Annotated in this window: 16 protein-coding genes; 7 read left to right on the forward strand and 9 right to left on the reverse strand. The window is 68.7% G+C overall.

The genetic code is table 11. The features are described 5' to 3' along the window. The first annotated feature begins 9 nt into the window (after positions 1-9). Positions 10-828 carry a metallophosphoesterase gene (locus ISF28_RS16355; protein WP_198118236.1) on the forward strand — a complete coding sequence of 273 codons (819 nt, stop codon included), beginning with the start codon at positions 10-12 and terminating at the stop codon, positions 826-828. Between the two features lie 39 nt (positions 829-867). Here ISF28_RS16355 and ISF28_RS16360 read toward each other — a convergent pair whose 3' ends face one another. The 4 genes from ISF28_RS16360 to ISF28_RS16375 form a co-directional block, all read right to left on the reverse strand. Then, on the reverse strand, positions 868-2,274 hold the full coding sequence (locus ISF28_RS16360; RefSeq protein WP_198118237.1) for a glycoside hydrolase family 88/105 protein: 1,407 nt from the start codon (positions 2,272-2,274) through the stop codon (positions 868-870). Between the two features lie 13 nt (positions 2,275-2,287). Continuing rightward, on the reverse strand, positions 2,288-2,980 hold the full coding sequence (locus ISF28_RS16365; RefSeq protein WP_198118238.1) for a DUF6250 domain-containing protein: 693 nt from the start codon (positions 2,978-2,980) through the stop codon (positions 2,288-2,290). Next, complete coding sequence (locus tag ISF28_RS16370; protein WP_229519132.1) at positions 2,977-4,656, reverse strand: rhamnogalacturonan acetylesterase; 1,680 nt, start codon at positions 4,654-4,656, stop codon at positions 2,977-2,979. Before ISF28_RS16370 ends, ISF28_RS16365 begins: the two co-directional genes overlap by 4 nt. 156 nt (positions 4,657-4,812) lie before the next feature. After that, positions 4,813-5,457, reverse strand: coding sequence for a 3-keto-disaccharide hydrolase (locus tag ISF28_RS16375; RefSeq protein ID WP_198118239.1), 645 nt, complete (start codon positions 5,455-5,457; stop codon positions 4,813-4,815). A 47-nt stretch (positions 5,458-5,504) separates the two neighbouring features. Between ISF28_RS16375 and ISF28_RS16380 the strand changes: the two genes are divergently transcribed. Then, positions 5,505-6,437, forward strand: a complete 933-nt coding sequence (locus tag ISF28_RS16380; RefSeq protein ID WP_198118240.1) for an alpha/beta hydrolase — start codon at positions 5,505-5,507, stop codon at positions 6,435-6,437. Here the strand turns inward: ISF28_RS16380 and rhaM are convergent. The 5 genes from rhaM to ISF28_RS16405 form a co-directional block, all read right to left on the reverse strand. Next, a complete protein-coding gene (rhaM, locus tag ISF28_RS16385) occupies positions 6,425-6,769 on the reverse strand; it encodes an L-rhamnose mutarotase (RefSeq protein ID WP_229519133.1) in 345 nt (114 codons plus the stop codon). The genes ISF28_RS16380 and rhaM overlap by 13 nt on opposite strands. Next, positions 6,766-8,007: a glycoside hydrolase family 88/105 protein gene (locus ISF28_RS16390; protein WP_229519134.1), complete on the reverse strand. Its 1,242-nt coding sequence runs from the start codon at positions 8,005-8,007 to the stop codon at positions 6,766-6,768. Before ISF28_RS16390 ends, rhaM begins: the two co-directional genes overlap by 4 nt. Further along, the gene (locus ISF28_RS16395) at positions 8,004-10,712 is read right to left on the reverse strand and encodes a glycosyl hydrolase (RefSeq protein WP_198118241.1); all 2,709 of its coding nucleotides are present in this window, start codon (positions 10,710-10,712) and stop codon (positions 8,004-8,006) included. Before ISF28_RS16395 ends, ISF28_RS16390 begins: the two co-directional genes overlap by 4 nt. Before the next feature lie 70 nt (positions 10,713-10,782). Continuing rightward, on the reverse strand, positions 10,783-12,078 hold the full coding sequence (gene rhaI, locus ISF28_RS16400; RefSeq protein ID WP_198118242.1) for an L-rhamnose catabolism isomerase: 1,296 nt from the start codon (positions 12,076-12,078) through the stop codon (positions 10,783-10,785). A gap of 77 nt (positions 12,079-12,155) precedes the next feature. Further along, complete coding sequence (locus ISF28_RS16405; protein WP_198118243.1) at positions 12,156-14,264, reverse strand: bifunctional rhamnulose-1-phosphate aldolase/short-chain dehydrogenase; 2,109 nt, start codon at positions 14,262-14,264, stop codon at positions 12,156-12,158. Between the two features lie 341 nt (positions 14,265-14,605). Between ISF28_RS16405 and ISF28_RS16410 the strand changes: the two genes are divergently transcribed. The 5 genes from ISF28_RS16410 to ISF28_RS16430 all read left to right on the forward strand — a co-directional run bounded on the left by ISF28_RS16410 (position 14,606) and on the right by ISF28_RS16430 (position 20,231). Next, a complete protein-coding gene (locus tag ISF28_RS16410) occupies positions 14,606-15,508 on the forward strand; it encodes a DeoR/GlpR family DNA-binding transcription regulator (RefSeq protein WP_198118244.1) in 903 nt (300 codons plus the stop codon). After that, positions 15,505-16,512: a rhamnose ABC transporter substrate-binding protein gene (gene rhaS, locus ISF28_RS16415; protein WP_198118245.1), complete on the forward strand. Its 1,008-nt coding sequence runs from the start codon at positions 15,505-15,507 to the stop codon at positions 16,510-16,512. Before ISF28_RS16410 ends, rhaS begins: the two co-directional genes overlap by 4 nt. Before the next feature lie 157 nt (positions 16,513-16,669). Continuing rightward, on the forward strand, positions 16,670-18,220 hold the full coding sequence (locus ISF28_RS16420) for a sugar ABC transporter ATP-binding protein (RefSeq protein ID WP_198118246.1): 1,551 nt from the start codon (positions 16,670-16,672) through the stop codon (positions 18,218-18,220). Continuing rightward, positions 18,217-19,215, forward strand: coding sequence for an ABC transporter permease (locus ISF28_RS16425; protein WP_198118247.1), 999 nt, complete (start codon positions 18,217-18,219; stop codon positions 19,213-19,215). Before ISF28_RS16420 ends, ISF28_RS16425 begins: the two co-directional genes overlap by 4 nt. Then, entirely contained in the window at positions 19,212-20,231 is a 1,020-nt protein-coding gene (locus ISF28_RS16430) for an ABC transporter permease (protein ID WP_370663448.1), read from the forward strand. The genes ISF28_RS16425 and ISF28_RS16430 overlap by 4 nt, the downstream gene beginning before the upstream one ends. Positions 20,232-20,236 lie beyond the last annotated feature (5 nt).

Consider the following 20,236-nt stretch of genomic DNA (forward strand, 5'->3'; position numbering starts at 1 on the left):
ACTCGCCGGATGCGCATCCAGCTTTTCTCCGACCTCCATCTCGAACGCGACCCCGGGTTCCAGCCGACCATCTTCGCCGACACGGACGTCGTCGTGCTGGCCGGCGACATCGGTTCCTACCAGGCCCGCTCGCGCCTCGCCACCGACGACTTCGGCCTCGCGCGCTTCGCGCCCCGCCATACGGGCGCCAGCGCGCGCGTGCTGTACGTGCCCGGCAACCACGAATTCGACGGCCTCGACTTCGACGCCACGATGGCGCGCCTGCGCGACACCTGCGCCGCGCTGGACATCACGTGGCTCGACCGCGCGACCGTGACGATCGGCGGCGTGCGCTTCATCGGCACCACGCTGTGGGCCGATTTCGACGCGCTCGCCGCCGGCGAGACCGACATCGGGCGCCAGCTCAAGCAGCGCGAAAAAGCCTTCCGCGCCGCGAATTACTACCTGAGCGGGAACACGACGCTGGTGGACGGCGCGCCGCTGCTGGCCGAGGGCCAGCGCGAGCTGGCGTTCGCCTGCCAGGCCTGGCTGCGCGACGCGCTGGCCACGCCCTTCGACGGCACCACGATCGCCGTCACGCACTACGCCCCGACCTTGCGCAGCGCCGATCCGCGCTACGGCATCACGCCCGGCACGGCGGGCTTCTGCAATGCGCTGGACGACCTGCTGCCGTTCGCCGACGTGTGGATGCACGGCCACCTGCACTGCGCGAACGACTACGTCGTCGAAGGCACGGGCTGGCGCTGCCGCGTCGTGGCCAATCCGCTCGGCTACGCCAACAAGGGCGAGCAGGCGGCGTTCCGGGAAGACCTCGTGATCGTCGTGTGACGGATCACGGCCGGCGGGCCGCCGCGATGGACGTCGCGGTCAGCGCGTGCCCTGGTACATCAACGCGCTGTCGTTCAACCCGAACTTGAACTTGCGGTTCATCGCGATGATCTCCGCGCCGGCCAGCAGCGTGGGCCCGTAGCCGTGCGCCGCCTTCACGCTCGTCGGACGGTAGGCGTAGAACGCGGGATCGAACGCCATGCCCGTGCCCACGCAAATGCCTTCGATCTGCCCGTTCGGCCGGACCTTGCTCGCCACGGCATTCCATGCCAGGTTGGCCATCGGCCCGTAGACCTGCGCGTCGACGTAGCCGCGGTCGACCGCGCGCGCGATCGCATAGGCGTAGATCGCGGTGGCCGACGTTTCCTCGTAGGTGTCCGGGCGGTCGATCAGCTGGTGCCAGAACCCATCCTTCGTCTGGTAGCTCGCGAGCCCCTTGATGTGGGCGCGCAGCTGGTCGAGGACGGCCCGGTAATCCTTGTGGTTCTTCGGCAGCACCTCCAGCACCTCGACCATCGCCATTACGGCCCAGCCGTTGGCGCGGGCCCAGTGGAACTCGGGATGGTCGCGCATGCCCTCGACATAACCGTGCATGTAGATGCCGAGGCGCGGATTGAACATGCGCTTCGAGAACTGCAGCACCTGGCGCGCCGCGTCGTCGTAGTAGCGCGCATCGCCCGTCGCCTTGCCCAGCCAGGCGATCGTGGGCACGCCCATGAACATATCGTCCAGCCACAGCGTGTCCGGCAGCGGGCGCATCTGCGCGCCGCCGTGGCCGTCCGGGCCGCCCCGCGCCAGCGTGCCGTCCTTCAGCCGGTAATCCTTCTTCGTGACGAAGTCGCCGCAGATCGCGATCATCTGCGTGTAGTCGACGGGCGACCCGCCGAGCTTCGCTTCGAGGAAGCTATGGCACAAGGCGCCGGCGTCGTCCAGCGCGTGCGGATTCAGGAAGCTCTTGATCGGGGCCGCCGCATGCGCCGGGTCGGCCTGGACGAGCGGCAGGTAGGTCTTCGTCAACCGGGCCAGCAGGCGGTGCCGGGCGATGGCGTAGTCCGTGTAGCGGCGGTCGCCCGTGGCGGCGCCGGCCGCCAGCATGCCGGTGTAGGTCACGCCCCATTCGTAGCTCGTCAGGCGGAAGTCGCCCGGCTTCAGGATGGCGTTCGGGTCCGGCCGGGACAGGTCCGTCATCGGCGCGCCCGTGCGCTGGTCGATCACCTCGGCCGGCGTGACCTTGTCCAGGTAGGCGAACACGCGGTCCAGCACGGCCTTGACCTCGGCCGCGTCCATCGCGCGGTACGGCGTCGGGTAGTGCACTTGCAGCGCGTGCAGCATGGCGTCCGCCGGCGCCGGTCCCTGTTCCTGCGGGGCCGGGGCCTGCTGGGCATGCGCGTGCAGCGCGATCGCGGCGGCCAGCGCCAGCACGCACCGCGGCATCGATAACTTCATCCAGCGTCTCCTGTCAGTCGAGTCTTCGTATGGTCAGGTCGTCCACCGTCTGGCGCGACCACGTCGTGCGCAGGCCCAGGTAGCCGCGCACGAGCGGATGCGGGTCGCGCCAGGTGAACCAGGTGGCGCCGTCAACGCGCACGCGCGTGCAGCCGTCGTAGACCGCGATCTCGATGCGGTAGTCGCGGTTCGGCGCGAGCAGGTGGGCCCGGTCGCCGTATGCGCCGACCAGTTCGCGCGAGCCGTTGCCGTAGCGGCGCATGCGCGTCGTCGTGTTGTGGTTGCCGCCGATGCCCACGTAGTACATCGCGAGATCGTCGTAGTCCTCGAACTTGCCGCTGCGCGTGAACAGGTCGGCGCGGCGCGGGTCGTGCGCCATCCAGAACACGTTCAGGTCGGACAGGCGGTCGTTCTTGCCGTCCCCGACGACGACGCGGCGCGTGAAACCGATCAAGACGTTGCCGGACAACGGCTTGTCCAGCCAGGCCGTGGCGCCGCTGTCGACGTCCATCAGCAGCCGGCCGTCGCGGTTGGCGACGACGTTGCCGGGCTTGTGCGCATACTCGGTCACCCAGCCCGTCAGCGGCCCATCGAAATGGTCCTCGTAAAGTACCGCGCCGGGCCGGCCCCACGCCGTGCAGGCCGCCGGTTCGGCCGCCGCCGCGGCGCCGCACAGCACCATCGACAGGACGAGGAAAGACCTCACTGGCCGGCTGCCTTGTCGGCGAAGTACGGTCCGAGCGGATTGCCCGGCAACGCCTGCAGGCCCGCCACGACGCGCTCGGCGTTGAACTCGGCCCCTTGCGCATTCGTGTGCGTGCGGGCGTCCGCGAACAAGGTGTTCACGCGGTCGGCGCCGAGCCGCTTGTAGCCGTCCGCCACGAGCAGGGTCAGGTCGATATACGCCGCGCCGTTGGCCGCCGCCACCTGGCGGTCCCAGTCGGCGAAGGTCACGAAGTCGCGGTCTTCCTGCCAGCGGTCGCGGTGCGGGACGGGCGCCAACAGGACCACGGTCGCGCCCTTGGCCTTCGCATCCCGGACGTAGCGCGCCATGTACCAGCCGAAGGTGTGCACCTGCTCCTTGCTGCCGTCGGGGCGCGTGTCTTCAACGGTTTCCGGTCCGATGCCTGGCGCCGACGCGCGGTTCTTCATGGCCGGGTCGCCGATGCGGCCGCCGTCGTTGTGGCCGAACTGGATGAGGACGACGTCGCCCGGCTTGAGCTGGTCGCGCACCCTGTCCCAGCGGCCTTCCGTGAAATAGGTGCGGCTGCTGCGGCCCCCGATCGCCGCGTTCACGACGTTGATCTTGCGGGGATCGAAGAACGGCGCGATGCGCTCGCCCCAGCCGATCATGCCGCGCAAGCCGCCGCTCTTCACCGTCGAATCGCCGACGAGGAACAGGGTCGGCAGGCTGGCGTCGCGCGCCGTTTCCTCGTGCACCGTGCGCGCGTCGACGACGGGCCGGTCGTCCTCGCGCACGGGCGGCTGCGGGTCGACGGGCGCCTGCGGCTTCAGCCACGCCGCGATGCGGGGATCGTGCAATGCCTTCAGGCCGTCGACGACGACCTGCGCGTTCAGCACGGCGCCGGCCCAGTTGGTGTGCGTGTGCTCGTCCGGCGTCGTCTGCGGGAACAGGCGCATGACCGCGTCGCGGCCCAGGGCGTCGTAGCGGCGCGCGATGTCCTCGTTCAGGTCGATGAAGCCCACGTGCTCCGCCCGCGCGACGGCCGCGGCCCAGCCGGCGTACGTGTCGCGGTCGCGCTTCGCATGGCCTTGCGCATCCCACTGCTTGTGCGGGATCGGCGAGCAGATGACGGGCGTGGCCCCCTTCGCGCGGATGTCGGCCACGTATTGGCGCAGATACCAGCCGTAGCTGTGTACCACCTCGTGCTTGTGCGTCAGCAGGTTGTCGATCGCCTCCGTCTCGTCGCCGACGCCGCGAATGGTGCCGCGCGCGCGGCTCGTGTCGTTGACGGGGCCCGCGTCGTTATGACCGAACTGCATGACGACGATGTCGCCCCGCTTGACGAAGGCGAGCGTGCGCGCCCAGTGTCCGCTCGTCAGGTAAGTGCGGCTGGACAGCCCGCCGACGGCGCGGTTGACGACGTTGACCTTCGCCGGATCGAACCACGCGGCGATCGGATTGCCCCATCCCCACTGGCCCGCCGCGCCCTTGTGCTGGCCGTCGTCGTGGCCGTTGCGGACCGTCGAGTCGCCGATCAGGATCAGCGAGGGCAACGCCGGATTCGCGGGTTCCGGCAGCGTGACCCGGGCGCGGGCCGGGTCCGTATTGACGGCGGGCGGCAGCGGCTGGGCGTGCGCGCATCCGATGGACAGGAGGATGAGCGCGGCGGTGCGCATCAGGCGGGAAAGCGGCGGCATGGCGGTTCCAGTCTCGTTGTTCTGTTCTGCGATGATTCTATGCGAGCGGCGTCGCCCGTCGAAACCGGTCGGACCAAAGAATCAGGAAAATGATCGGTTGACGGGACGGACCGCTGCAACAATGAGCGGATGCGAACGACAAGGAGACCATGCCCGCTACAGGCGTTCGACGCGCAGGTTGCGCAGCTCGTACGGCGTGCCCTCGAACTGGAAGCCGATGTGGCCCGTCGCGGGCTGCGCGAGCGTGACGCTGTTCTGGTGGACGCCGTTGATCGACACGTCGATGCAGCCGCCGCGCACCAGCACGTCCATGCTGTTCCACTCGCCCGGCGCGCGTTCGCTGTCGGGCGCCGTGCGCGCCTTGATCGGCGGGTAGGCGCCGGGCGCGGTCGTCAGCGGTTCGTGGAAGGTGGCGCCCGCCATCGGCAGCAGGTCGCCCGCCGCGCCGTGCTTGGTCTGCACCTGGATGCTGAGCGGCCAGACGCCGTCCTTCGGCCCCGACGCCACGTGCAGCAGCACGCCGCCGTTGCCCGGCTTGCCCGGCCAGCGCCATTCCACATGCAGGCGATAATCCGTGTACGTGTCGCGCGTGGCGATGAAACCGGACGGCTTGCCCGCCACCGCGATGACGCCATCCGGCCGCACCTGCCAGACGGCCTCCGGCGCGGCCGCCGGCAACGTCACGACATCCAGCGCGCCCAGCGCACCGCCCGCCGGCGCCGGTGCAGGCACCCGCGTCGACGCGCAACCCAGCAGGCCCGCGCACAACAGCGCGCCGCCCAACCACCCAAGCTTTACCATGTCAGGACCTCATGATGAATCGATCGAATGAAAACAGGAGACTTTGCATGAAACTCGTCGCCGGCGCCCTGCTCGCCGGTGCCGCCGGTGCCGCCCCGGCGGCACCGCAACTGCCCGCCGCCGAAACGATCCCGCTGTGGCCCGAGGGCGTGCCCGGCGCCAAGCCCGGGCTCGGCCCCGAGCGCGTCGCGGACGGCCACGTCGCCAACGTCAGCGAACCGACGCTCACCGTGTACGGCCCCGCCGTCGACCGCCCGAACGGCACCGCCGTCATCGTCTGCCCCGGCGGCGGCTACGTGCGGCTGTCCATGCAGCGCGAAGGCGAGCAGTACGCCGCGTGGCTCGGCACGCTCGGCATCACCAGCTTCGTCCTCAAGTACCGCATGCAGGAATTCGGCCACCCCGCCCCGCTGCGCGACGTGCTGCGCGCGGTGCGCATCGTGCGTTCCCAAGCCGCACGGTATCACATCCGGCCGGACCGCATCGGCGTGATGGGCAGTTCCGCCGGCGGCCACCTCGCGGCCAGCGCCGGCACCTTGTTCGACCATCCGCTGGGCCGCACCGGCGCACCGCTCGACCAGGTCAGCGCCCGCCCCGACTTCCTCATGCTGCTGTACCCCGTCATCACGATGGAGGATCCGGCCGCGCACGCGGGCTCGCGCCGCGCCTTGCTGGGCCCGAATCCGTCCGCCGCCGACGTCCGCCTGATGTCGGTCGAAAAACAGGTGACGTCCGCCACGCCGCCCACCCTGCTGATCCACACGCAGGAAGACCGCACGGTCCCGGTCGAGAACAGCATCCTGTTCTACCAGGCGCTCACGCGGGCCCACGTGCCGGCCGAGATGTACCTGTTCGAGCACGGCTCGCACGGCATGGGGATGCGGGCCGGCCTGGGCACCGCCTCCGACTGGCCGCGACGGGCGCAAGCCTGGCTGAAGGCGCGCGGCCTGCTCGACCCGGCGCCGGATCACGGCAGGTGAAACACCGGGCGCAACGCCCATTCGCGGGGCCGGTTGCCCGGCTCCACCTCCATCAGCGGCGCCATATAATCCCACCAGCGCCGCATCACGGGATGATCCGGCAACGCGTCCGCCGAGTGGCCGGGCCGCAGCTTCATGACGGCAAACAGACGCAGCGTGTCCTCGTCGAGGAAGATCGAATAGTCGTGGATGCCGGCTTCGCGCAGCAGGTCGGCCAGCTCCGGCCAGATGGCGTCGTGGCGGCGCTTGTACTCGTCGACGTTGCCCGGCTTGAGCTGCATGACGAATGCCCTTGTTGTACTCAACGTGCTGTCCGCGCTGGTTCCGCTCATCGTGCGCCTCCCTGCGCCATGCGCTTGAGTTCCGCCGCGGCCAGCATGAAGCCGCCGACGCCGTAGTCGAAGCTGGACGTGGGCCGGTAGAACGCCGGCTCGGCGCCCGTCTGCTGGATGTTGCCGAGGCGACCGTGCGCATACACGTTCCCGAGGATGCCGGCCCACGCCTTAGCGATGACGGGCCGGTACTTCGCGCCGTCGAGCAGGCCGTGGTTCACGCCATAGGCCATGCCGAACACGAACAGCGCGGAACCGGAGATCTCCGGCAGCGGATACGCCTGCGGGTCGAGCAGGCCCGCGTGCCACAAGCCGTCCGGTCCCTGCAGCGACGCGATCCGGTCCGCCATCTCGCGCAGCTGTCCCACGTAGAAGCCGCGCCGCGGATCGTCCGCCGGCACGTAGTCGAGCACCCGGGCGAGGCCGCCCATCACCCAGCCTTCGCCGCGCGACCAGAAGACCTTCTTGCCGTTCGGCTCGCGCTTGTCCTTGTAGCTGGCGTCGCGCGCATACAGGTGTTCGGCCTTGTCGTACAGGAGGTCGTAGGTGCGCTTCCAGTTCAGGTGCATGTAGTCGAGGTATTTGCGCTCGCCCGTCGCCCGGTACATCCGGGCCCACACGGGCGGCGCCATGAACAGCGCGTCGCACCACCACCACGGGATGCGCGCGTCGCCCGGCTTGAGCGTCGAGAGCGGCAGCAGGTCGTCCATCTCGGCCTTCGTCAGCCGCAGCATGCCCGGGTTCTTCTCCTGGAAATACAGGTCGAGATAGGTCTGGGCGATGGACAGGTCGTCCGCGTTCGGCAGGCGGTCGCGCTCCTGGAAATCGAAGTGGCGCGCCATCGCCAGCATCGCGTCGCGGTATTTTGGTTCGCCCGTCGCGTCGGAGGCGGCCATGAAGCCCGTGTACATCACGCTCTCCGTCCAGATGCGCGAAAAATAGGGCCGCGCGCGCGCCAGCTGCCAGTCGGCCACGCGGCGCAAGGCCTTGTCGATGGCGGCCGGCGTCAGCTCGGGCGACAGGTCGGTCGCGAGCGGGCCCGCGTCGGCGGGCGCATCGCCGAAGTGGCGGGCCGTGTCCTTGTCGATGACGGCCTGCATGGCCGGCGTGGGCAGCGGGTAGCCGGGTGCGGCGTCGGCCAATGCCGGCAGCGCCAGCGCCAGCGCGACGTGCGCGGCCAGCAGGGTAAGTCGTCGGGTCGAGTTCATGTCGTTCCTGTCCTGATTCGTGTGGATCATCGTGCGTCCGCGCCCAGCAACTTGACGGGCCCCAGCAGCCCCGCCGGCTGCGGCGCGACCAGCGCCGTGTCCTGCGGGACGAAACGCTGGCCGTAGCGGGCCCACAGCAGGCGGTAGTCCGGCAGCGCATGGCCAGCGAGGGCATTCAGCGCGAGATTGCCCACGCGGACCTCGATGCGGTTGCGGCCCCGCTGCAGAAGACCGGTAACGTCGACGGCATACGGCGGATGCCAGACGGCGCCCGCGTGACGACCATTCACATAGACCTGGGCCGCCTCGCGCACGGGGCTGTCGAACATCGCGCGCATGCCGGCCGGGACCTTCGGCGTCGAGTCGAGGGGCGTGCCGGGGCCGAAATCGAGCACGATGCGGGGCGACTTCAGTTGCGCGGCCGTGAGTTCGACGTCTTTCTCGTAAGTGGCGACGCCGGAAAAATTGCGCGTGGCCGCATCGATCGTCCACGAGCGCAGCGTGTCCAGATGCCGCGCTTGCGCCTGGCAGGGAAAGTGCAGCGACCAGCCGCGGCCCAGGTCCGCGATCTCCGTCGTGGCGGCGACGGGGGCGCGTGGCGCGGCCGGCAATGCGTCGGCCAGCACGAGCACGCGCGATTCGTAGGGGGCGAGGTCGAGCCGGGCCGGCAAGGTGGCGGCCGTCATGCGGCCGCTGTCCGGATCGATCCAGGCTGCCGCGCGGCGCGCCGACGCGAAAGTGGCCTCCGCATGCACGGGGCGGTTGCTCGTGTTGGCGATGAAGTAAAGGTCCGCGTCGCGCAGCTTGCGGCGCACGAAGCCGACGTCGGACGTCTGCGCGGACAGCTTCATCTCCGGCGCCAGCATGGCCGCCAGCGCCGCGCCGACGGCCTCGTCGTCCGCCACGACGCGCACGTTCGGCTGCGCGAACAAGGCCTTCGCCTTGGCCGCGACGCTGGCCGAGACGCGCGCCGCGTCGAGATAGCCGGGCGCCAGCGACGGCGCGCCGCCCACCGCGACGATCTTGCCGCCGCCGCGCACGTAGGCCGCCAGCTTGTCGATCACCTCGGGCGCGAGCCGCGTCACGTGCGGCATCACGAGCACGGGATAGTGCACGCCCAGCGCGAGGATCGCCTCGGCATCGATATAGTCGAGGTTCTGGCCCGCGTCGAGGATCTGCGCGGTGAGCGCCGGCGTCACGTAGGCGTGCATCTCGGCCGACAGCGACACCTTGCCCGGAACGAGGGCCGCGTACACGTCGTCGTTCGGCAGCAGCACGGCGACCTGGTTCGCGGGCTCGCCCTGGCGCATCAGCCAGCTCATGCGCGTCAGGTAGCCCGTCACGTCGGGCATCACGTTCCACCACGGGTTGTGGTCGTTGAAGACGGCGGCCGCGTAGAAGGAATAGCCCGGCTCCGGCGTGCCCGGCGGCGTGTACGGCCAGCCATGGCCGACGAACTGGTTGACGCCCTCGAGCAGCATGCGGTCCGCTTCCGCCTTCATGTCCAGCGGCGTCGCGGCGAACGCGGGCGAGTGCAGCCACGTCCACGTCTCGGCCGAGATCACGGGACGGCCGTACAGATGCCCGGCGGACGTGGCCAGGCGGGTGAACGAGAACTGGCGGAACTGCGGCCCCTCGCCTTCCGGCAGCGCGACGAGGCGGTTGCTGGACAACGACACGGCCGGCTCGCCATACGTCTGCGAACGGAACCGGGTGCCGTGGGCCTTCGCCCAGTCGTCGATGGGCGTCAGATAGCACTCGTTGGCCAGCTCCGTCTGCGTCAGCGCCCAGTCGTGGCGCACGGCCGCCGCATCCGGCCCCTGCCCCGTGAACACGGCCGGCAGGTGCGGCACGATGTCGTAGCCGCGCCGCCGCTGGAATTCGGCTGCGAAGTCGTCGGTCCAATCCGTGTTGTAGACCTCGAGGCTGTCAGAGAACACGGCATACGGCGGCGTGTCGCCGAACGCCTTCATCAGCGGTTCGGCCACGGCGGCGAGGTGGTGCTCGACGGCCTTGCGGCTCAGGTGATCGAGCACGAAACCTTCCGCGCCCACGGCCGCGCGCTTGACCTGCTGGCCCGTGCGGCTGGCGATGTAGGCGACGACCTTGCGCGGCCGGTCCGCCGGCGCGATCGACACGCGCCCGTCCGGCCCGCCCTTGACCTGCAGCGGCTTCAACGCCTCAGGCATCAAGTCCGCGCCGACGAACGCCGCGACCAGGTGCTCGCCGCCCATCACGGCCGGCAGCGCGAAACTGGAAGCGCCCGCCGGCACGTCGACGACGGCCTGGCGCAGGCGCGACGCAGCCTCGTCGACCGTGACGTGCGGTCCGCCGTACGGCCAGCCGCTGGCCAGCGTCATGTCGACGCGCAGGCCGTTGGCGCGGCCCGTGCGGTTGGCGAAGCTCACGGCGTCGAGGAATTCGGGCGACAGGTAGGGCGCGTTATGGATGCCGCGCGCGGCGTCGTCCAGCGCCATCGGATACACGGGCTGGATCTCGAAGCCGCCGATGCCGCCGGCCTTCATCGCGAGGATCTCGCGTTCCAGCTCGGGTTTCGCGACGGCGGGGCCGAACCACCACCAGCGCATCATGGGGCGGGCGTCCGGTGGGGGCGCCCCCAGGTGCGCGGCGACGTCGGCGAAGCCGGCCGACGGCGCGGCGTGCACGGTGTGTGCGGCAAGGGCGCACGACAGCGCGCCCGCCAGTAATGCGATGCGCGGGAAGCGCTGGCTCATGCGGGAACTCCTGGGACGGTGGGCGAAAAGCGCCGCGGCGAGCGGCACCTGCTGCATGAACGGCAGCGCGTTACACGATCCCGCTGCCGCTCGCCCCCGCCTTGGCCGGACGGTTTGCCGCCGCGCGGTCGCGGTAGCCGCTCTCCCGGTAGCATGCCACCGGGTCCGCCGCGCCGCCCGCGCGCACGCGCGCCATCGCGAGGATCGGCGACACGTCCGTGCGGAACGCGGCCTTGAGCGCCTGCGCGCACGACAGCACGTCGTTGGCTTCCTGCAGCGCGGCCAGCTCGGCGCGGTCGACGAGCGCCGCCTGTACGTATGCGCGCTGCACCTCGACGGCGCTGCTCATCAGGCTTTCGATGGGGTCCGTCACGTTGTGCGACTGGTCCAGCATGTACGCCGGCGCGAACGACGGGCCTTCGCGCAGCGCGGCGTCGGCCAGCTCGTTGAAGACCAGGAACAGCTGGAACGGATTGATCGAACCCGAATCCAGGTCGTCGTCGCCGTATTTGCTGTCGTTGAAATGGAAGCCGCCCAGCTTGCCGAACTGCGCGAGGCGCGCGACGATCATCTCGATGTTCGTGTTCGGCGCGTGGTGGCCCAGGTCGACGAGGCATTTCGCCTTGGGCCCCAGCGCCGTCGCGCACGCGAAGCTCGTGCCCCAGTCGGCGATGGTCGTGGCGTAGAAGGCCGGCTCGAACAGCTTGTGCTCGATGAAGACGTTCCAGTCGTCCGGCAGCGCGGCGTAGATCGAGCACATGCTGTCCAGGTAGCGTTCCAGCGCGCCGCGCAGATTGTGCTGGCCGGGGAAGTTGGCGCCGTCGCCGACCCACACGGTCAGCGCCTTCGACCCGAGCGCGCGGCCCAGTTCGATGCAGTCGATGTTGTGGGCGACGGCCTGCGCGCGGGTGGCGCTGCTGGTGGCCGTCAGGCTGCCGTATTTATACGTGTGTTCCTGGCTCTGCTGGTCCTGGAAGGTGTTCGAGTTCACGGCGTCGAATGCGAGACCCAGCGCATCCGCCTGCTGGCGCAGCTCGTTCGCGTCCGTCGGCCGGTCCCACGGGAAGTGCAGCGACACGGACGGCGTCGCGCGCGTGAGCTGGTTGATCGCGGCGCAGTCGTCCAGTTTCTCGAACACGTTGCGCGGCTCGCCGCGGCCGGGAAAGCGCGCGAAGCGGGTGCCGCCCGTGCCCACGCCCCAGCTGGGCACGGCCACGGCGAAGCGCTGCGCGAGCGCCGTCAGCGCCTCGATGTCCCGGCCGCGCCGCGCCAGCATGCTGCCCAGCGCGTCATAATCGGCCTGCAGCCCGGACGCGAGCTTGTCGTTGTGTGCCGCCACCAGTCCGGCATCGATGAGGGTCGTCATGTCGTCTCCTGTCGTCGGCGGCGCCGCGACCTGCGGCACCGCGCGTTTTTTTGAATATATCTTATCGCGTGAATATCTTATCGCGTGAACGCCGCCGCGTTGCCGGCATCGACGTTCAGCACGTTGCCCGTGCTCTTGCCCGACTTTTCGCTGGCGAAGAAATACACGGCTTCGGCGATATCTTCCGGGAACACGCTCTTTTTCAGCATGCTGCGCTTGCGGTAGAACTCCTCGACGTCGTCCAGGTCGATCTTGTTGGACGCCGCGCGCTCTTCCTTCCACTTGCCGTCCCAGATGCGCGAGCCGCGGATGACGGCGTCCGGATTGACGACGTTGACGCGGATGCCGTGCTCCGCGCCTTCCAGCGCGATGCAGCGGGCCAGGTGGATCTCGGCCGCCTTCGCCGTGCAGTAGGCGGACGCGCCGGCGGAGGCGACGAGGCCGTTCTTGCTGCCCACGAAGATGATGCTGCCGCCCAGGCGCTGCTGCTTCATGATCTGGAACGCGTTGCGGCTGACGAGGAAGTAGCCGGTGACGAGGATGTCCTGGTTGCGCTTCCAGACGTCCAGCGACGTCTCGTCCAGCGGCGCGGCCGACGCGATGCCGGCGTTCGACACGAGCAGGTCGACGCCGCCGAAACGCAGCGCGGCGGCGGCGAGCATGCCGCCCACCTCGTCCTCGCTCGTGACGTTGGCCTGCACGATCGCGACGTTGTCGCCGCCGGCCACCTTGACGAGGTCCTGGCGGGCCGCGTCCAGCGCATCGCCGTCGATATCGGTCAGCATCACGCACGCGCCTTCCTGCAGCAGCTGGCGCGCCACGGCCTGGCCGATGCCGCCCGCGCCGCCCGTCACGAGCGCGATGCGGCCCGCGAGGCTCTTCGGCTTGGGCATGCGCTGCAGCTTCGCCTCTTCCAGCAGCCAGTATTCGATGTCGAACGCTTCCTGTTCCGGCAGGCCGACGTATTCGTCGACGCCGTTCGCGCCGCGCATCACGTTGATCGCGTTGACGTAGAATTCGCCCGCGATGCGCGCCGTCGCCTTGTCCTTCGCGAACGACAGCATGCCCACGCCCGGGATCAGGTAGATGATCGGATTCGCGTCGCGGACCTTCGGCGAGGTGGCGCGCTTGCAGCGCTCGTAGTACGCCGTGTAGTCGGCGCGGTAATCGCTCAATGCCTGATCGAGGCCACCCACCAGACGATCGAAATCGGGCGCGGCCGGATCGAAGTCGAGCACCAGCGGACGGATCTTCGTGCGCAGGAAGTGGTCCGGGCACGAGGTGCCCAGCGCGGCCAGCGGCGCCAGGTCGGCGCTGCAGACGAATTCCAGCACGGCGTCGGAATCGTCGAAGTGACCGAGCTTGTACTCCTGCTGGCTGATCTTCCCGCGCAGCAGCGGCATCAGGCGGGTGACGAGGGCCGCGCGCGCGTCGGCCGCCAAGGGCGTGGCGACCTGGCCGCCGAACACGGGCTGCTTCACGTTCGCGTCCAGCCATTCCTCGGCGCGCTTGATCATCGCCAGCGTCGTCTCGTAGCACGACTTGGCGGTGTCGCCCCAGGTGAACAGGCCGTGGCCTTCCAGGATGATGCCCTTCAGGTGCGGCTGTTCCTGCGACAGCTTCTCCAGTTTCAGCCCGAGGTCGTAGCCGGGACGCTGCCACGGCAGCCATCCCAGTTCGCCCTCGAAGATCTTGTCGGTCAGCGCGCGGCTGTTCCTGCACGCGGCGATCGCGATGACCGCGTCGGGATGCATGTGGTCGACGTGTCGACGCGCGATGTAGGCATGCAGCGGCGTGTCGATCGACGCCGCGCGCGGGTTCAGGTTGAACGTGCAGTGCGGCAGGTAGCCGACCATCTCGTCCTCGTGTGCGAGGCCGCGGTAGCGCGCCTTCAGGGCCTGCAGCTTGTCCATGTACAGGGTCGAAAAGCCGTCCAGCTTGATCGAACCCAGGTCGCCGCCCGAGCCCTTCACCCACAACACCTCGACCTGCTCGCCGCTGAGCGGATCCGTCATCGCGATCTTGGCCGACGTATTGCCGCCGCCGAAGTTCGTGATGCGCAGGTCGGAACCGAGCAGGTTGGAACGGTACAGCAGTAGTTCCGGTTCGCTCAGCGTTGCCGCGTGCTGGTCGTCCCAGCGCGACGCGATCGGTTCCTTGTGCCTAGTGTCGCTCATTGCACCCATTAATAACTCTCCATATGCGTTGTGTGTCGTCGCTCGACGGCGATCCCGTCTCCTTCGGCCGCCGTGGCGCTCCACGGTCGCGGCATCCGGCACAGTAGAATTCAGCGGCCCAAGCAGTGTCAACGCGGAATCGCTCAACATCGTGAGCAAGAACGATTTAATCATCCGGTTGATCGAAACGCGCGTTTGCGCGCTGCCGGACGGCCAAATAATCAATTGTTTGATCATTTAACGATTGACGACCTTTCAACTCCTCATTACTCTTTTTCCCAGACAGCGCGGCCACCGGCAAGACGCTGTTCCGCCGCAACACAAAAACAGACGGCATCAGGAGGAGACAAATGGTGAATCACAAACGCCGCAAGCGTTTGCTGAAACTGCTCGCCGAGCATCAGACGGCGACGGTCCAGCAGCTCGTCGAATGGCTCAACGCGTCGCCGGCGACGGTCCGGCGCGACATCAGCTGGCTCGCAGCCCGCAACCTGCTCACCCGCACCCGTGGCGGCGCGGAGAACCTGCTTCCCAAGAAGCGCCAGTTCCCGCTGTCGAGCGAAACGTTCCAGAACAACATCCAGTGCTATGCCGCCCGCAAGCGGGCCATCGCGCGCCACGCGGCCGGCATGTGCACGGAAGGCGAAACGATCATCATCAACGGCGGCACGACGACGTTCATGATGGCCGAGTTCCTGGCCGATAAACATCTGAAGATCCTGACCAATTCGTTCCTGATGGCCGAGCGCCTGCTCGTCTCCAGCGAGAACGAGATCATCGTCCCGGGCGGGAAAGTCTACCGCGAGCAGAACGTGATCCTGTCGCCGTTCGACAACGACATCACCCAGCACCACTACGCCGGCAAGATGTTCATGAGCGTCTACGGCCTGTCCCTGCTGGGCCTCATGGAAGCGGACCCGCTGCTGATCCAGGCCGAGAAGCGCCTGATCAGCCAGGCCGAGGAACTGATCGTGCTGGCCGACAGCTCCAAGTTCGCGCGCAAGGCGGGCCTGATTTTGTGCGGCCTCGATCGCGTGTCGACCGTCATCACGGACACGGGCGCCTCCGACAAGGCCGTGCAAACGCTCGAACAATACGGCGTCAAGGTCGTCACCGTCGAACCCGACGAAGTGGCGCCGGACGTCGGTGCACCTTTTTTTAACCCGCAGTTCGACCTGCAGTCGGCCGCGCTGTTCCACCTGGACGCGCAGCTCGACCCGCGGCTGGATTCGCAACTGGAGGCCGCGCATTGAAAGTCAAACACCTGTTGGTCGCGCTGGCGGCCGTCGGCATCGTGGCCGGCCTTGCGGCCTGCGGCCAGAAGAAGCCTGAAAAGACGCGCATCGCGATGGTCGTCAAGAACCTCGGCAACGGCTTTTTCGACGCGGCCCACACGGGCGCCGACGAAGCCGCGAAGCAGCTCGGGGACGTCGAGGTGATCTACACCGGCCCGACGACGCCCAGCGCCGAGGGCCAGATCGAGATCATCAACTCGCTGATCAGCCAGAAGGTCGACGCCATCGTCATCTCCGCCAACGACCCCAACGCGCTGGTGCCGATCGCGAAGAAGGCGATGCAGCGCGGGATCAAGGTCGTCTCGTTCGACAGCGGCATCGCGCCCGAGGGCCGCCAGATGCAGCTGGATCCGTCGAACGCGGACCTGATCGGCGCAAAGCTGATCCAGATGGCGGCCGACGAGAGCGGCGGCGCGGGCGAGATCGCGATCCTGTCCGCCTCGGCCCAGGCCACGAACCAGAACATCTGGATCGGCGTGATGAAGAAGGTTCTGGAGAAGCCCGAGCACGCCAAGCTCAAGCTGGTGGCGACCGTGTACGGCGACGACCAGTCCGACAAGAGCTACCGCGAAGCGATCGGCCTGCTGCGCAGCCACCCGGATCTGAAGGTCATCATCGCCCCGACCACGGTGGGCATCGTCGCCGCCAGCAAGGCGGTGGCCGACGAACACCTGATCGGCAAGGTCTACGTGACGGGCCTCGGCCTGCCGTCCGAAATGGCGGGCCACGTGAAGAGCGGCGCCGTGAAGGAATTCGCGATCTGGAACCCGATCGACCTGGGCTACGCGGCCACGTACGCCGCCGACCAGTTCGTGAAGGGCAAGGCCGAGGCGAAGCCGGGCGCCAGCGTGTCCGTCGGACGCCTGGGCAGCGTGACGCTGGACGCCAACCGCGAAGCCGCGCTGGGCCCGCCGTTCACGTACGACGCGACCAACGTCGACAAGTTCGCGAAGCTGTTCTAAGAGCTTATCCGAGTAGGGTGGGCGGCCCCCCGCCCACCAAACGTATGCGTCGCCGTAACGCATGGTGGGCACAGGGGTGCCCACCCCACTGGGATACCCTCTAAGCCGTACGTAAAAAAACACGGTCGTTCATGCGCCAACAAATACGCATTTCCTTATGCCAGCCACCTACACTCCAAGCCCCGAAGCTGATGCGCCCCCGGTCCTGCAACTGACCGGCATCAGCAAACGCTTCAACGGCATCCACGCCCTGAACGGCGTGAACATCACGATCCGCGCCGGCGAATGCATGGCCCTGGTCGGAGAGAACGGCGCCGGCAAGTCCACGCTCGTCAAGACCCTCACCGGCATCTACCGGCCCGACGCCGGCGCGATGGCGCTGGACGGCCGCGCCGTGTCGTTCGCGAGCCCGCAGGAAGCGATGGCCGCCGGGATCACGGCCGTGCACCAGGAAACCGTCATGTTCGACGAATTGTCGGTGGCCGAGAACATCTACGTCGGCCGCCAGCCCGTGCGGGCGGGACGCATCGACTGGGGCCGCATCGAGGCCGAGGCAGAGGCCCTGTTCGCCCGGCTGGAAGTCGCGCTGCCCGTCAAGGCGCGGGTGAAGGACCTGTCCGTCGCCCAGCGCCACTTCGTCGAAATCGCCCGCGCCCTCGCCCAGGATGCGCGCGTCGTCATCATGGACGAGCCGACGGCCGCCCTGTCGCAGCGCGAGATCCGCGAGCTGTATCGCATCATCGAACAACTCAAGGCCGCCGGCACGGCCGTCATCTTCATCTCGCACAAATTCGACGAGATCTTCGAAGTGGCCGACTGCTACACCGTGCTGCGCGACGGCCAGTTCGTCGCCGAGGGGCGCCTGGCCGACATCACGGAGCAGGAACTGGTCGCGCTGATGGTGGGCCGCGCCGTGCACCAGGCCTACCCGAAGCTCGACGCCGAGATCGGCGCGCCGCTGCTCGTCGTGCAGAACCTGTCGCACCCCACCGAATTCGACGACGTCAGCTTCACCCTGCGGCGCGGCGAGATCCTCGGCTTCTACGGACTGGTCGGCGCCGGCCGCTCGGAAGTGATGCAGGCCCTGTTCGGCCTGACGCCGGACGTCACCGGCTGCATCACGCTGGACGGCAAGCCGGTGACGCCGCGCTCGCCCAGCGACGCGATCCGGCTCGGCCTCGCCTACGTGCCGGAAGACCGCCAGCACCACGGCGCCCACCTCACGCTGCCGATCCAGCACAACATCACGCTGCCGATCCTGTCGCGCCTCGGCTTCTTCCTGCGCCGCCACGCGAAGCAGGAAACCGCCATCGCGCGCCATTTCGCGGAACAGCTGGAGCTTAAGGCGAGCCACCTCACGCAGCACGTGGCCGAGCTCTCCGGCGGCAACCAGCAGAAGGTCGTCCTCGGCAAATGGCTGGCGACGGATCCGAAAGTGATCATCCTCGACGAGCCGACGAAGGGCATCGACATCGGCTCGAAAGCGGCCGTGCACCGTTTCATCGGCCAGCTGGTGGCGCGCGGCCTGTCCGTGATCCTCGTGTCGTCCGAACTGCCGGAAGTGCTGGGCATGGCGGACCGCATCGTCGTCATGCACCACGGCCGCGTGCAGCGCGAATTCCTGCGCGGCGAGGCGACGCCGGAAGCCGTCGTCGCCGCCGCCTCGGGCCTGGCCCTCGACCCAACCACGGCACCGGAGGCCGCATGAACCTCTTCAAGCAAAGAGAACCGCTGCTGGCCGCGATGATCGTGCTGCTGGTGCTGGCCGTCGGCCTGCGCGAGCCCGCGTTCCTTTCCCTCGATTCGCTGGCCAACGTCGTCACCGACAGCACCTTGCTCGTGATGCTGGCGCTGACGCAGATGCTCGTCATCGTCACGCGCGGCGTGGACCTGTCCGTCGCGTCGAACCTGGCGCTGTCCGGCATGGTCGCCGCGATGCTCGGCGCCCACGTGCCCGGCCTGCCGCTGCCCGTCATCATGCTGGCCGCCGTCGGCACGGGCCTCTTGCTCGGTCTCGTCAACGGCTGGCTGATCGGCTACCTGGAACTGCCGCCCATCGTCGTCACGTTGGGCACGATGAGCGTCTACCGCGGCGCCGTGTTCGTGCTGTCCGGCGGCGCGTGGGTGTCGGCGCACCAGATGCCCGCCCACTTCATCGCGTTCCCGCTGGACAGCCTACTCGGCCTGCCGCACCTCGTGTGGATCGCGGCCGGCACGGTCGCCGTCATGGCCTGGGTGGCACGGAGCACCCGCTTCGGGCGCGACCTGTACGCCATCGGCAATGCGCCGCAGTGCGCCGGCTACATCGGCATCGCCAGCAACAAGCGCCTGCTGTGGACGTACGCGCTGTCCGGCGCCGTCGCGGGTCTGTGCGGCTACCTGTGGGTGGCGCGCTATGCCGTCGCCTACACGGAGATCGCCTACGGCTTCGAATTCACCGTGATCGCCGCGTGCGTGATCGGGGGCGTTTCCATCGGCGGCGGCGTCGGCACGGTGCTCGGCGCCACCCTGGGCGCCCTGTTCCTCACCGTGATCGGCAACGCGCTGCCCGTGCTGCAAGTCTCGCCGTTCTGGCAGAGCGCCCTCACCGGCCTCGTGATCCTCGTCGCCGTCCTGATCAACGCCCGCGGCGCCGGCCGCCGCAGCCGCCAGATCCTGCCGCTGCACGGCACCGAGGCCCAACCCAACCGGAGTGCCGCGTGAACCCGACCACCGCCATGCCAACCGATTCCAAGCCGTCCTCGCGCTACACCATCCTCGACCGCGAAACGCCGCGCCTGAAACACGTCCTCGCGCGCTGGGAAACCCTATTGGGGCTGCTGTTCGTGGCCGTCTTCGCCGCCGACAGCATCGTGCTGCCGCACTTCCTCGACCTGTACAACCTGTTGGACGGCACCCAGAACTTCAGCGAGAAAGCGTTGATCGCGCTGCCGATGGCCTTGTTGATCATCTGCCGCGAGATCGACATCTCGGTCGCCGGCACGCTCGCGCTGTCGTCCGTCGCGATGGGTCTCGCGCACGGCGCGGGCTTCCCGCCCGCCAGCCTGCCTCTCGTCGCGCTGGCGACGGGCACCGCGTGCGGCTTCCTGAACGGGGTGCTCGTCACGCGCTTCGCGCTGCCGTCGATCGTCGTCACCATCGGCACCGTGTCGCTGTTCCGGGGCCTGGCCAGCGTCGTCCTCGGCGACAAGGCGTTCACCGGCTATCCGCAGCTGATGGCCGACTGGGGCCAGGGCTACTTCTTCGGCATCGTGCCGCGCGAATTCGTCGTGCTGCTCGTGTGCGCCGCGCTGTTCGCGCTGCTGCTGCACACGACGCGCTGGGGCCGCCGCATCTACGCCATCGGAAACAACCCGGAAGCGGCGCGCTTTTCCGGCATCGCCGTCGACCGCTACCGCCTCGCGCTGTTCATGCTGACGGGCGCGATGGCCGGCCTCGCCGCCTTCCTGCTGACGGGGCGCATCGGCAGCACGCGTCCGAACATCGCCACCGGCTGGGAGCTGGAAGTGATCACGATGGTGATCCTGGGCGGCGTCAGCATCGCGGGCGGGTCCGGCACGATCGCCGGCGTGATGCTCGCCGTGCTCACGATGGGTACCGTCACGTACGGGCTGGCGCTCGCCAACATCCCCGGCATCTACATGACGATCGTCGTCGGCGTGCTGCTGCTCGCGACCATCGCGCTGCCGAAACTGCTGCGCATGCGGCGCGCGAGGTAGCTTCC

This window comes from Massilia rhizosphaerae (assembly GCF_016093545.1).
GTDB classification, from domain to species: domain Bacteria; phylum Pseudomonadota; class Gammaproteobacteria; order Burkholderiales; family Burkholderiaceae_D; genus Telluria; species Telluria rhizosphaerae.